Here is a 13196-nt window from a genome sequence, read left to right on the forward strand (position 1 = left end):
CCCTGAGGCCGCTTCGAGGCCCTGGGGCTTTGAGGCCCTGAGGCCCTGAGGCCGATGCCCCGTCGCCGTACGGCGACGGGGCATCACGGTCATCAGCCGGCCAGCTGGGCCAGGCCCTGCGTGGCGATCTTCTCGAAGACGTTCTCGTCGGCCGCGAACTCGGAGTCCGGGATCGGCGCGTGGATCACGATCTCGGTGAAGCCGAGCGCTTGGTGACGGCCGGCGAAGTCGACGAACGCGTCGACCGAGTCCAGCATCGTGTTGCGCTCCGGGGTGAAGCCGGTCAGCAGGATCTTCTCCATCGACTCCGGCGCGCGCCCGATCTCGGCGAACGCCTTGTCGAGCCGGGCCAGCTGGCCGGCGATGGCCTCCAGCGACTGCTCGGGGGTGCCCTCCTCGAAGAGCTTCGGATCGCCGGTGGTCACCCAGGCCTGGCCGTGGGCGGCAGCCAGCTTGAGACCACGCGGGCCGTTAGCAGCGACCGCGAACGGCAGTCGCGGCTGCTGCACGCAGCCGGGGATGTTGCGGGCCTCGTCGGCAGAGTAGAAGCTACCGCGTTCGCTGACCGCAGCCTCGGTGAGCAGCCGGTCCAGCAGGGGAACGAACTCCGCGAAGCGGTCCGCACGCTCCCGCGGGCTCCAGGGGTCCTGACCGAGCGCGGTGGCATCGAACCCATTGCCGCCGGCGCCGATGCCGAGGGTGAAACGGCCGCCGGAGATGTCGTCCAGCGACATGAGCTCCTTGGCCAGCGTCACCGGGTGTCGGAAGTTCGGAGAGGTGACGAGCGTGCCCAGTCGCAGCTTCTCGGTGGCTGCGGCCGCCGCGGTCAGGGTCGGGATCGCGCCAAACCACGGCAGGTCACGGAAGGACCTCCAGGTCAGGTGGTCATAGGTGTATGCCGTGTGGAACCCGAGCCGCTCGGCTCGCACCCACTGGTCGCGGCCGCCCGCATGCCACGGACGTACCGGGAGGATCACAGTGCTCAGACGCAGACTCATGCGTTCGAGCCTACGACCCTGCTCGTGTTTCACGTGAAACATCTGCCGTCCCCGTGTCATCGAGGGACACGTTTCAGCGGTGGTCGGGGAAGAAACATCGCCATCCAGCGCACGGGCTCTGCCCGCTCTGGTCCGCGGCCGCAAGGCCATGGGCGAAGATGGAGGCGTGACCTCGGCTCCCCAGCGCCCGGACGGGCCAACCTCCACTCCCCGGCTCATCGCCACCGACCTCGACGGCACCCTGCTGCGCGACGACAAATCCGTCTCGCTCCGCACGGTCGCCGCGCTCGCAGCCGCCGAGGAGGCCGGGATCGAGGTCTTCTTCGTCACCGGCCGCCCCGCCCGCTGGATGGACGTGGTCAGCGATCACGTCCACGGCCACGGCCTGGCGATCTGCGCGAACGGAGCCGCGGTGGTCGACCTGCACGCGGGCCGGGAGTTCGTACAGGTACGCGCGCTGCCGCGGGCCACGGCGCTGACGGTGGTGGATACCCTGCGCTCCGTCGCCCCGGGCACCTCCTTCGCGGTCGAGACGACCACCGGCATCAATTACGAGCCGCTGTACCCGCCCTTCTTCCAGGACCCGGGCGCCCATGTGGCGACCGCCGAGAAGCTGCTGGAGGAGGAGGCCGACGACACCTCCGCTCCCGTCCTGAAGCTGCTCGCGCACCACCCCGAGCTCGCCCCGGACGCATTCCTGGCTCTCGCCCGCTCGGCCGCCGGCGCTTACGCGTCGATCACCCGCTCCAGCCCGACGGCCCTGCTGGAAATCAGCGGGCTGGGGGTCTCCAAGGCCAGCACCCTGGAGCTGTGCTGCGCCGAGCGCGGGATCTCCCCCGCCGAGGTCGTGGCCTTCGGTGACATGCCGAACGACGTGGAGATGCTCCGCTGGGCGGGCACCTCGTACGCGATGGGCAACGCCCACCCGGACGTCCTCGCGGCCGCCTCCGGCCGTACGGTCGCCAACAACGAGGACGGCGTCGCGGTCGTCATCGAGCGCCTCGTCACGGAGCGCGCCGCCCACCAGCGGTAGCGCCGGAGCCGGCGCAAGAGCCGGCCGGAGCGTCAGAGCGGGGCCTCCCACACCAGGGTGGTTCCCGTGCTCTCCTCTCCGATCCCGGGGCCGTACGAGCTCGACCCGCCCAGCGACTCGGCCCGCCGGCGCAGATTCCGCAGCCCGCTGCGCCGGCCGCCTTCGGCGATGCCCACCCCGTCGTCGGCGACCTCCAGCCGTACCCCGGGCCTCCCCTCGGCCAGCGTCACGGTGCAGTCCACCACCACCTCGATCCGGGACGCCTCCGCGTGCCGGAAGGCATTCGACAGGGCCTCGCGCAGCGCTGCGATCAGGTTCTTGCCCACGAGCTCGCCGACCACCGTGTCGACCGGGCCGAGGAACCGGTGCGACGGCTTGAAACCCAGTGGCACCGCGGCCATGTTGATCTCTCGCAGGACCCGGGTGCGCAGCCCCGACGGGACCTCGGCGGGTCCCTGCTGCAGCGCGAAGATCGCGGTGCGGATCTCCTGAATGGTCACGTCCAGCTCGTCCACGGCCTTGCCGACCCCATCGACGACCTCCGGGACGACTGACCGCCGCTGGGCGCCCTCCAGCATCAATCCGGTGGCGAACAGCCGCTGGATGACGAGGTCGTGCAGGTCCCGGGCGATCCGGTCACGGTCCTCGAACACCGCGAGCCGCTCCCGGTCACGCTGCGCCTCGGCCATCATCAGCGCGAGCGCGGCCTGGGAGGCGAACTGGGTGGCCAGGGTCCGCTCGGCCTCACTGAACGGCCGCTTGCCCCGCCCCCGCGGGGTGACCAGTGCGCCGAGCACCCGCCCGCCGCTGTGCAGCGGCAGCATCATGCAGGGCCCGTACTGACTGGTCAGCCGGCTGACCATGCGGGGATCGGACGCGGCGTCGTCCACGAAGACCGGCTCACCCCTGAGCAGCTTCGCCACCACCGGGCTCTCGGCCGGAATCACCAGGCCGAGCGAGGTGGCCGGGTTGTCGGCGGAGACGGCGACGATCTCCATGCCTCCCTCCTCAGCGGGCAGCATCACGATCCCGGCGGCGGAGTCGGCCAGACGGCGGGCCTGCTCGGCCACCACCGCGAGGGCGTCGTCCGCGTCCCCGCCCGACAGCAGGGCGGTCGTGACGGCCACCGAGCCGTCGATCCACCGCTCCCGCTGGGTGGCGGCCTCGTACAACCGGGCGTTGCCGATGGCGATGCCCGCCTCGGTGGCCAGGACCCGGACCATGTGGACGTCATAGTCGTTGAACCGGCCGCCGCCGTTCTTCTCGGCGAGGTACAGATTGCCGAAGATCTCCCCCTGCACCCGGATCGGGACACCGAGGAAGGTCTTCATGGGTGGGTGGTGGGCAGGGAACCCGGCCGAGCGCGGATCCTTCGTCAGATCGGCGAGCTGCACCGTGTCGGGGTGCGAGATCAGCGCACCGAGCAAACCCCGCTTCCCGTCCGGCCGGTGTCCGATCTTCCGGGCCGTCTCCGCGTCGATGCCGAAGGTGACGAAGTCCGACAACCCGCGGCCCTCGGTGTCGACGACCCCGATCGCCGCGTACCGGGCGTCCGCGAGTTCGGCCGCGGTCTCGCAGATGCGGTCGAGCGTGGAGTGCAGTTCGAGGCCGGTGCCGACCGAGCGCATGGCCTCCAGCAGTTGCGGCACCCGCGCAGTGAGCTCGGTGGAGAGGCCCTGCAGACTCCGGGTGGCCTGGGTGGCCGCCTCCAGCGGGTCCGGTGTTCCGGGTGGTGACTCCGGCGGTTCCTGCGACTCCTGCGCTGACATGCCCTTGAGCCTAGTTAGTCCCTTTTACCGGGGAAAGTTGGCCAGGACCCCGTCGGCCGCCCGCTCGCGCTCCAGCAGCTTCTGCAACGGGCCCTCGGCGGCAGCCAGCTCCGCGTAGGCACCGCGCTGCACGACCGTTCCGCGATCCAGTACGACCACCTCGTCGACCGCGTCCAGGCCCGCCAGCCGGTGCGTGATCAGCACCGTGGTCCGACCCTCGGTCGCGGCGAGCAGATCCGCCGTCAGGGCGTCCGCGGTGGCCAGGTCCAGGTGCTCGGCCGGCTCGTCGAGCACGAGGACGGGGAAGTCTGCGAGCAGCGCCCTGGCCAGGGCCAGCCGCTGGCGCTGGCCACCCGAGATCCGCTCGCCGTGCTCGCCGACCAGGGTGTCCAGGCCGTCCGGGAGGCCATCGGCCCACTCCAGCAGCCGGGCAGCCGCCAAGGCCTCCCGCAGCTGCTCCTCGCTCGCCCCGGTCCGGGCCAGCCGCAGGTTCTCCCGTACCGAGCTGTCGAAGAGGTGCGCGTCCTGCGCGCACAGGCCCACGATCCGGCGGACCTCGTCGCCGTCGAGCGTGCGCGCATCGGTCGCGCCCAAGGTGTACGTGCCCTCGTGCAGGTCCAAGAACCGCAGCAGGACCTGGGCCAGCGAGGTCTTGCCCGCGCCCGAGGAGCCCACGACGGCGATCCGGCGGCCGGCCTCCAGCGTCAGGTCCAGCCCGTGCAGGGCGTCCTGTTCCTGTCCGGGATGCCGGGCTGCCAGCCCGGTCAGCCGCAGCGGGAACGGGGTGGCCGGCGCCTCGGCCGGGTACTCCGGCTCGGCGACCGGAACGGGCGCGTCGATGACCTCGTGGATCCGCTCGGCGCTGCGGCGCACCCGCTGCCGGTACTGAACGGCCTGCGGAAGCCCGTTGACCGCCTCGAAGGCGGCGAGCGGAGTCAGCACGGCCACGGCCATGGCCACGCCGGACAACCGTCCGTCGTACACGGCATCGCCGGCCAGGGCCGCGGCTACCACCACGGTCAGCCCGCACACCAGGGCGGTCAGCCCGCTCCCGAGTCCGGTGGCGGCGGCTCCCCGCGAGGCGATGGCGGTCAGCGTCCGGTCGCTGTCCTTCGCAGCCTCCTTGCGCCCCGCCAGCGCGCCGGCGACGGTCAGCTCGGCGGTCCCGGTCAGCAGATCGGCCACCCGGGTCGCGAGTTCTCCCCGGGCCGGTGCCAGCCGCCGCTCCGCGCGCCGGGCGCAAGCTCCGCTGACGAGCGGCACCCCGACCCCGGCGGCGAGCAGCCCCACGGCGAGCGCGGCTCCGGCACCGGGCAGCAGCCAGACGGTGAAGGCGACCGAGCCGGTGCCGACGAGCACAGCGGTGCCGACCGGCAGCAGCCAGCGCAGCCAGTAGTCCTGGAGGGAGTCGGCGTCGGCCACCAGACGGGCCAGCAGGTCTCCGCGCCGCTGCTCCCGCAGTCCGGCGGGTGCGATGCGCTCCAGCCGGCGGAAGACCGAGACCCGCAGTTCGGCGAGCATCCGCAGCACGGCGTCGTGGGAGACGAGCCGCTCCGCGTACCGGAAGACGGCCCGCCCGATCCCGAAGGTCCGGGTGGCCGTGACGGCCACCATCAGGTAGAGCACGGGCGGCTGTTCCGAGGCACGCGAGATGAGCCATCCGGAGACGGCCATCAACCCGACGCTGCACCCGACGGCCAGTGCCCCGAGCAGCAGACCGAGCCGGAACCGCCCCTGCCAGGGCTTGGCCACGGCACGCACCCGCCGGAGCGGATGGCCCCCTCCCGACTCGCCGCCGACGGCCTTGGCCGCCCGCTCGGGGGCGCTGCCGAGGATCCATTCCCCGGGACCGGACGGCCCGTTGCGCTCCCCGCCGAGGCCGGCGGAACTCCCGGGACCGGTTCCGAGCCGGACGGGGGAGGGATGGGGAACAGCTCCCGCCCCCGCCGCGCCCACCGGCACCACGCGGTCGGCCACGGCCAGCAGCGCCGGCCGGTGGACGACCAGCAGTACGGTCCGCCCGACCGCGAGGCGTCGTACCGCCTCGACCACGGCCGCCTCGGTCTCCCCGTCGAGAGCCGCGGTCGGCTCGTCCAGCAGCAGCACCGGCCGGTCCGCCAGGAACGCCCGGGCCAGAGCCAGCCGCTGGCGCTGTCCGGCGGACAGCCCGACCCCGCCCTCTCCCAGCTCCGTGTCGACTCCGCGGGGCAGCGCGGACACGAACTCCCACGCCCCGGCGTCCTGCAGTGCCCGGGTCACCGCGTCCGCGGACGCCTCAGGCCGGGCCAGCCGGACGTTCTGCGCGATCGTCCCGGCGAACAGGTGCGGGCGCTGAGGCACCCACGCGATCCGCTCCCGCCACTGCTCAAGCGAGAGCGACGCGAGGTCCACGCCCCCGATCCGCACCTGACCCGCGGTCGGCGCCACGAAGCCCAGTAGCACCTGGAGCAGCGTGGACTTGCCCGCGCCGCTCGGCCCGGTCAAGGCCACGCACTCCCCGGGTCCGACGGACAGCGAGACCGGTGCCGGCGAGTCCTCTCCCCGGCCCTCGTGGCGGACCGCGACCCCGTCGATCTCGATCCGCAGCCGCGCCGCCGGCACCGGGGCCCCGTCGCCGCCGGCAGCGACGGGGTTCTGGAGCACCTCGAAGATCTCCTCCGCGGCCGCCAGCCCCTCGGCGGCCGCGTGGTACTGCGCCCCTACCTGGCGCAGCGGCAGGTACGCCTCGGGCGCCAGGATCAGGATGACCAGTCCCGTGTACAGGTCGAGCTCGCCGTGGACCAGCCGCATGCCGATGGTCACGGCGACGAGCGCCACGGACAGCGTCGCCAGCAGCTCCAGCGCGAAGGACGAGAGGAAGGCGATGCGCAGGGTCCGCACCGTCGCCTGTCGGTACTCGTCGGTGATCTTGCGGATCGACTCGGCCTGGGCCTTGGCCCGGCCGAAGACCTTCAGCGTCGGCAGTCCGGCCACTACGTCCAGGAAGTGCCCCGACAGCCGGGACAGCAGCCGCCACTGGCGGTCCATGCGGGACTGCGTGGCCATGCCGATCAGCACCATGAACAGCGGAATGAGCGGCAGCGTGACCACGATGATGGCTGCCGACACCCAGTCCTCGGTGACGATCCGGGCGAGGACCGACACCGGGACGACCACCGCGAGCCCCAGCTGGGGCAGGTAGCGGGAGAAGTAGTCGTCGAGGGCGTCCACGCCCCGGGTGGCCAGGGCCACCAGCGATCCGGTCCGCTGACCGCTCAGCCAGCCGGGCCCCAGATCGGCGGCCCGGTCCAGCAGCCGCCCCCGCAGCTGCGACTTGACCGCCGCTCCGGCCCGGTGGGCGGCCAGCTCCGTGAGCCAGGCGAGCAGGCCGCGCCCCAGCGCCACGGCCGCGAGCAGCAGCAGCGGCGTCCGCAGTGCCCCTCCGTCCAGCCCCTGCTCGAAGGCGCCGACCACGATCTCGGCGATCAGCATCGCCTGACCGACGACCAGCCCCGCCCCGGCAAGTCCCAGGGCCACCACGGCCGCCAGGAAGAGGCGGGTGGAGCGGGCGTACCGAAGCAGGCGCGGGTCGATCGGTTTCACGTGAAACATCCCCCAGAGCAGGGCCGGGCAGAAGGGTCAGGGATCAGTGCGCGTCGGCGATGTGCTGCGTACCGATCCGCTTGCGGAACACCCAGTAGGTCCAGCCCTGGTAGAGCAGGACGAGCGGCGTGGCCACTCCCGCGCACCAGGTCATGATCTTAAGGGTGTACGGGCTGGACGAGGCGTTGGTGACCGTGAGGTTCCAGGCGTCGTTCAACGAGGACGGCATCACGTTCGGGAAGAGCGTCAGGAAGAGCATCGCGACCGCGGCAGCGATGGTGACCCCGGAGAGGGCGAACGACCAGCCCTCGCGGCCCGCCAGGTTGAACGCGAGGGCGCCGGCCAGTGCCACGACCGCGACGGCCATGGCGATCATGCTCTTGCCGTCACCACGCGAGACCTGGGTCCAGATCAGGAAGACGAGCGCCAGCACGGCGGTGAGCACACCCAGCCGGGTAGCCAGCGCGCGCGAGCGCTCCCGGATGTCCCCGACCGTCTTGAGGGAGGTGAACACCGTCCCGTGGAAGGTGAAGAGCGTGAGGGTGACGAGGCCGCCCAGCAGGGAGTAGACGTTGAGCAGGTCCAGGAGGCTGCCGACGTACTCCATGTGCGCGTCGATCTTCACGCCGCGCACGATGTTGGCGAACGCCACGCCCCACAGGAACGCGGGGATCAGCGAGGTCCAGAAGATGGCGTGTTCCCAGTTGGTCTGCCACTTCTCCTCGTCCCGCTTGTGCCGGTACTCGAAGGCGACACCGCGGATGATCAGACAGATCAGGATGAGCAGCAGCGGCAGGTAGAACCCCGAGAAGAGGGTGGCGTACCACTCCGGGAAGGCGGCGAAGGTCGCACCGCCGGCGGTGAGCAGCCAGACCTCGTTGCCGTCCCACACGGGCCCGATCGTGTTGATCAGGACCCGCCTCTCCGTACGGTCGCGGGCGAGCAGCTTGGTCAGGACACCGACCCCGAAGTCGAAGCCCTCCAGGAAGAAGTAGCCGGTCCACAGGACCGCGATGAGCACGAACCAGACGTCATGGAGTTGCATGGTGTGGTCCCCTCGGCCTCAGTAGGAGAAGGCCATCGGCCGGTCGGGGTTCGTGTCGTCCCCGCCGATCTTGGTGGGCGGGTTCAGGTCGGCCTCGGTGAGCTCGGGCGGACCGAGCTTCACGTACTTCACCATCAGCCTGACCTCGATCACCGCGAGCACGGCGTACAGGAGCGTGAAGCCGATCATCGAGGTGAGCACCTCGCCCTGGGAGACGTGGGGCGAGACCGCGTCACGGGTGCGCAGGACTCCGTAGACCACCCAGGGCTGGCGGCCCATCTCGGTGAAGATCCAGCCCCAGGAGTTGGCGATGAGCGGGAAGCCCATGGTCCAGAGGGCGACGATCCAGTACCACGTGGCGAACCGGGGGCTCAGCGCCTTCTTGAAGAGGACCAGGTGCGGAACCTCGTCCTCGCCGGTCCGCAGGCCCGGAGGCAGCATGAACTTCTTCCGGGTGAGCCAGAGCCCCAGCACCCCGACGCCGAGCGATGCCATGCCGAAGCCGATCATCCAGCGGAAGCCCCAGTAGGCGACCGGAATGTTGGGCCGGTAGTCGCCGGGCCCGAACTTCTCCTGTTCGGCCTTGTTGACGTCGTTGATGCCGGGGACGAACGAGGTGAAGTCGTCGTTGGCCAGGAAGGACAGCAGGCCCGGGATCTCTATCGCGACCTTGTTGTGGCCCTTTTCGACGTCTCCGTAGGCGAAGACGGAGAAGGGCGCGGGCGCCTCGCCGTCCCACAGCGCCTCGGCGGCGGCCATCTTCATCGGCTGCTGCTTGAACATCACCTTTCCGAGCAGGTCACCGCTGATGGCGGTGCCCATGCCGGCGATGATCAGGGTGACCAGGCCGAGCCGCAGCGAGGTCCTCATCACGGGGATGTGCTTCTTGCGGGCCAGGTGGAAGGCCGAGATGCCGACCATGAAGGCGCCGCCGACCAGGAAGGCCGCCGTGATGGTGTGGAAGAACTGGGTCAGCGCGGTGTTCTGGGTGAGGACCAGCCAGAAGTCGGTGAGCTCGGCCCGGCCCCGTTCCTCGTTGATCCGGTAGCCGACCGGGTGCTGCATCCAGGAATTCGCCGCGAGGATGAAGTACGCGGAGAGGATGGTGCCGATCGAGACCATCCAGATGCAGGCCAGGTGGATCTTCTTCGGCAGCTTGTCCCAGCCGAAGATCCACAGGCCGATGAAGGTCGACTCGAAGAAGAAGGCGATGAGTGCCTCGAAGGCCAGCGGGGCCCCGAAGATGTCACCGACGAACCGCGAGTAGTCGGACCAGTTCATGCCGAACTGGAACTCCTGCACGATGCCCGTGACGACACCCATCGCGATATTGATCAAGAAAAGCTTGCCCCAGAACTTGGTGGCCCTGAGGTACTTCTCCTTCCCCGAACGCACCCAGGCGGTCTGAAGGCCTGCCGTGAGGGCGGCGAGCGAGATCGTCAGCGGGACGAAGAGGAAGTGGTAGACGGTGGTGATGCCGAACTGCCAGCGCGCCAACGTCTCTGGCGCCAAAGCTACGTCCACGTCGTCGTCTCCTTCGGTGCGCCGTGGTCACTGCCGCAGTTTGTCTGCCATGCCCTACCCAATACCCGACAAAGCAGGACACGCTTGTGAACGCGTTCACATTCACAAGCATTATGTCGTACCGCTCCGGACGGCTTTCAGCCGGGGTCCCCCCTAGCCAATACATTCAACAGATTGTTGAATGCCGCTCATGAGGATTCGAATCTCCTGGCCCGCGGGCCAGCTCACGGCAACCCTTGACGAGACCCCGACCAGCAAGGCGCTGGCCGAGGCCCTCCCGATCTCCGCGTCCGCCCACACCTGGGGCGAGGAGGTCTACTTCGACACCGGCGTCTCCGTGGCACTGGAACACGACGCCCGGCAGGTCGTCGACCCGGGCACGGTCGCCTTCTGGACCGAAGGCGACGCGCTCGCGCTTCCCTACGGCCCCACGCCCATCTCGCGCGGAGGCGAGAGCCGCCTGGCGAGCCCGTGCAACGTGCTCGGCTCGTTCGACGGCGACCCCCGCCTGCTGTCCACCGTCCGCGACGGCGACCCGATCCGCGTGGAACTCGCCTGACTCCCGAGGACCCGCGCCATCCCTGAAGACCTGCGCAGCCCCTGCGGACCCGCGCAGTCCCCGAGGGCTACATCTCCTTGAAGAAGGCCTCCGCCGTGTGCAGGAAGAGGTCGTTCGCCTCGGGCTCGCCGATCGTGACCCGCAGGCCCTCACCCGCGAAGGGCCGGACCACCACACCGGCCTTCTCGCAGGCTGCCGCGAACTCGGCGGTCCGCTCCCCCAGCCGCATCCACACGAAGTTCGCCTGCGTCTCCGGCACCACGGTCCAGCCCTGCCCGAGCAGCGTCTTGTAGACCCGCGCGCGCTCACCCACCAGCGCCCCGACCCGGCCCATCAGCTCGTCCTCGGCACGCAGCGAGGCGACCGCCGCGTCCTGGGCGAGCTGGCTGACGCCGAAGGGCACGGCCGTCTTGCGCAGCGCCGCCGCCACCGGCTCGTGTGCCACCGCGAACCCCACGCGCAGGCCGGCCAGCCCGTACGCCTTGGAGAAGGTGCGCAACACGCAGACGTTCGGGCGGTTGCGGTAGAGCTCGATGCCGTCCGGCACCTCGACGTCGCGGACGAACTCCCGGTAGGCCTCGTCCAGCACCACCAGGATGTCCGAGGGCACCCGGTCCAGGAACCGCTCCAGCTCGGCACGGCGCACCGCGGTGCCGGTGGGGTTGTTGGGGTTGCAGACGAAGATCAGCCGGGTCCGCTCGGTGATCGCGTCGAACATCGCATCGAGGTCGTGCACGTCCCCCTCGGTCAGCGGGACCTGCACGGACTTCGCACCCGAGATCTGCGTGATGATCGGGTAGGCCTCGAAGGACCGCCAGGCGTAGATGACCTCGTCGCCCGGGCCGGCCGTCGACTGGATCAGTGACTGGGCCACGCCCACGGAACCCGTACCCGTGGCGACGTGCTCGACCGGCACACCGAACCGCTCGGCGAGCTCGTTCACCAGGCCCGTGCACGCCATGTCCGGGTATCGGTTGAACTGTCCGGCCGCCGCGATCGCCGTCTCCAGCACCCCGGACAGCGGCGGGTACGGGTTCTCGTTCGAGGACAGCTTGTACGCGACGGGCCCGCCCGCAGCAGCGGGCTTCCCGGGCTTGTAGGTGGGAATGCCGTCCAGCTCGGCGCGCAGCTTCGGGCTCTTCTCGCTCACCGCAGGTCCTCCTCGACCGTCCCGTACGACGTCGCCGTCGACTCAATACTGCTCACCTTATGAGGATTCCGCTCTCCCGAAAATGGCAGCGCCAGGATTGCGGGGGAGCGCACGCATATATGCGTGCGCCGGTGGCCCGCGCCGTGGCGCGCATCCCTCGTACAGGTGAGTTGAGACCGCCCCCGGACCACACCGGTTTGGCATGCCCGTACCCGGCGACAAACGGCCCGCTTACTCTCTGCTCCCAAATTCCTTCATTTCCAAGGTCATTGGGGTGGCGAACCATGCAGAATCGTGCCTGTCAACGGGTGCATATGCACCCGGACCACCCACCCCGCCGAGCCCTACTATCGGCTCGCCATGACAGCAGCAGGGAAGCATCAGGTGAGCCGGACCGAGACCACCCGGCGGGCCGCCGGCCGACAGGGCCGGGCCGGCATCAGGGACGTGGCCGCCGCGGCGGGCGTCTCGATCACGACCGTCTCCGACGCGCTCAATGGCAAGGGGCGGCTGCCGGACGCCACCCGCCGCCACGTTCGCGAGGTCGCCGACCGGCTGGGCTACCGCCCCTCCGCCGCGGCCCGGACCCTCCGTACCGGCAAGTCGGGCCTCATCGGCCTGACCGTGACGACGTACGGGGATGAACCTTTCACCTTCACCGAATTCGCGTACTTCGCCGAGATGGCCAGGGCCGCAACCTCGGCCGCACTCGCCCGCGGCTACGCCCTCGTCATCCTCCCCGCCACCTCCCGACACGACGTGTGGTCCAACGTGGCCCTCGACGGCACCGTCGTGATCGACCCCTCCGACCACGATCCCGTCGTCAGCGAACTGGTCCGCCAAGGCCTCCCCGTCGTCTCCGACGGCCGTCCGGCGGGCTCCCTCCCGGTCACCGCCTGGGTCGACAACGACCACGAGGCCGCCGTCCTCAACCTGCTCGACCACCTCGCCGCCGCCGGCGCCCGCCGGATCGGGCTGCTGACCGGCACCACCACCGACACCTACACCCGGCTCTCAACCACCGCCTACCTCAACTGGTGCGAGCACGTCGGCCAGGACCCCGTCTACGAGTCCTACCCCGCCCACGACCCGTGCGCGGGCGCCGTCGCCGCGGACCGGCTGCTCGCCCGGCCCGACCGCCCCGACGCCGTCTACGGGCTCTTCGACCCCAACGGGACCGACCTGCTCGCCGCCGCCCGGCGCTACGGGCTGCGCGTCCCCGAGGACCTGCTGCTCGTGTGCTGCAGCGAGTCCACCGTGTACGCCAACACCGAACCGCCCATCACCACCTTGTCGCTCAAACCGCGCCGCATCGGCACCGCCGTCGTGCAGCTGCTCATCGACGCCATCGAGGGAGTCGACACCGGCCGCCCGGTCGAACAGGTGGTCCCGACCGAGCTGATCATCCGCACCTCCTCGCAGCGCAGGCAGCCCCGTACGACCGTTAGCCCGCCCCGCTCACCGGCCAAGGACTGACCGCCACACCGCAATACCGGCGGGGCCAACGGCCCCGCCGAGGATTTCAGAAACACCCAT

At 70.5% G+C, this 13196-nt stretch carries 9 protein-coding genes; 3 read left to right on the plus strand and 6 right to left on the minus strand.

Features of this window, described 5'->3' with window-relative positions; genetic code table 11:
- Nucleotides 1–92: 92 nt before the first annotated feature.
- Complete coding sequence (locus OG974_RS21425; RefSeq protein WP_327284276.1) at nucleotides 93–998, minus strand: LLM class flavin-dependent oxidoreductase; 906 nt, start codon at nucleotides 996–998, stop codon at nucleotides 93–95.
- 148 nt (nucleotides 999–1146) lie between these two features.
- Between OG974_RS21425 and OG974_RS21430 the strand changes: the two genes are divergently transcribed.
- Entirely contained in the window at nucleotides 1147–2031 is an 885-nt protein-coding gene (locus tag OG974_RS21430; RefSeq protein WP_371644125.1) for a Cof-type HAD-IIB family hydrolase, read from the plus strand.
- Nucleotides 2032–2063: 32 nt separating this feature from the next.
- On the opposite strand, the gene OG974_RS21435 is transcribed toward OG974_RS21430, so the two are convergent.
- From OG974_RS21435 to OG974_RS21450, 4 genes are read right to left on the minus strand one after another with little or no spacing between them, the layout of a single operon-like run.
- Nucleotides 2064–3800, minus strand: coding sequence for a GAF domain-containing protein (locus tag OG974_RS21435; protein WP_329314013.1), 1737 nt, complete (start codon nucleotides 3798–3800; stop codon nucleotides 2064–2066).
- A 24-nt stretch (nucleotides 3801–3824) separates the two neighbouring features.
- The gene (cydD, locus tag OG974_RS21440) at nucleotides 3825–7382 is read right to left on the minus strand and encodes a thiol reductant ABC exporter subunit CydD (protein WP_371644128.1); all 3558 of its coding nucleotides are present in this window, start codon (nucleotides 7380–7382) and stop codon (nucleotides 3825–3827) included.
- A 43-nt stretch (nucleotides 7383–7425) separates the two neighbouring features.
- The gene (gene cydB, locus OG974_RS21445; protein WP_328763206.1) at nucleotides 7426–8427 is read right to left on the minus strand and encodes a cytochrome d ubiquinol oxidase subunit II; all 1002 of its coding nucleotides are present in this window, start codon (nucleotides 8425–8427) and stop codon (nucleotides 7426–7428) included.
- An 18-nt stretch (nucleotides 8428–8445) separates the two neighbouring features.
- Nucleotides 8446–9951: a cytochrome ubiquinol oxidase subunit I gene (locus tag OG974_RS21450; RefSeq protein ID WP_327284281.1), complete on the minus strand. Its 1506-nt coding sequence runs from the start codon at nucleotides 9949–9951 to the stop codon at nucleotides 8446–8448.
- 190 nt (nucleotides 9952–10141) lie between these two features.
- On the opposite strand from OG974_RS21450, the gene OG974_RS21455 reads away from it, so the two are divergent.
- Complete coding sequence (locus OG974_RS21455; protein WP_266627638.1) at nucleotides 10142–10510, plus strand: cyclophilin-like fold protein; 369 nt, start codon at nucleotides 10142–10144, stop codon at nucleotides 10508–10510.
- 67 nt (nucleotides 10511–10577) lie between these two features.
- Here the strand turns inward: OG974_RS21455 and hisC are convergent, their stop codons facing one another.
- Nucleotides 10578–11660 (minus strand): histidinol-phosphate transaminase, encoded by a 1083-nt coding sequence (hisC, locus tag OG974_RS21460; protein WP_327284282.1) that lies wholly within the window; start codon nucleotides 11658–11660, stop codon nucleotides 10578–10580.
- A 360-nt stretch (nucleotides 11661–12020) separates the two neighbouring features.
- On the opposite strand from hisC, the gene OG974_RS21465 reads away from it, so the two are divergent.
- The gene (locus OG974_RS21465; RefSeq protein ID WP_327284283.1) at nucleotides 12021–13136 is read left to right on the plus strand and encodes a LacI family DNA-binding transcriptional regulator; all 1116 of its coding nucleotides are present in this window, start codon (nucleotides 12021–12023) and stop codon (nucleotides 13134–13136) included.
- Nucleotides 13137–13196 lie beyond the last annotated feature (60 nt).

Source organism: Streptomyces sp. NBC_00597, from assembly GCF_041431095.1.
Lineage (GTDB): Bacteria > Actinomycetota > Actinomycetes > Streptomycetales > Streptomycetaceae > Streptomyces.

Bases quoted from the DNA above. Each gene is read 5' to 3' on its own strand.
- OG974_RS21425 (WP_327284276.1), bottom strand. From the start codon at position 998: ATGAGTCTGCGTCTGAGCACTGTGATCCTCCCGGTACGTCCGTGGCAT.
- OG974_RS21465 (WP_327284283.1), top strand. From the start codon at position 12,021: ATGACAGCAGCAGGGAAGCATCAGGTGAGCCGGACCGAGACCACCCGG.
- cydB (WP_328763206.1), bottom strand. From the start codon at position 8,427: ATGCAACTCCATGACGTCTGGTTCGTGCTCATCGCGGTCCTGTGGACC.
- OG974_RS21455 (WP_266627638.1), top strand. From the start codon at position 10,142: ATGAGGATTCGAATCTCCTGGCCCGCGGGCCAGCTCACGGCAACCCTT.
- OG974_RS21430 (WP_371644125.1), top strand. From the start codon at position 1,147: ATGGGCGAAGATGGAGGCGTGACCTCGGCTCCCCAGCGCCCGGACGGG.
- OG974_RS21435 (WP_329314013.1), bottom strand. From the start codon at position 3,800: ATGTCAGCGCAGGAGTCGCAGGAACCGCCGGAGTCACCACCCGGAACA.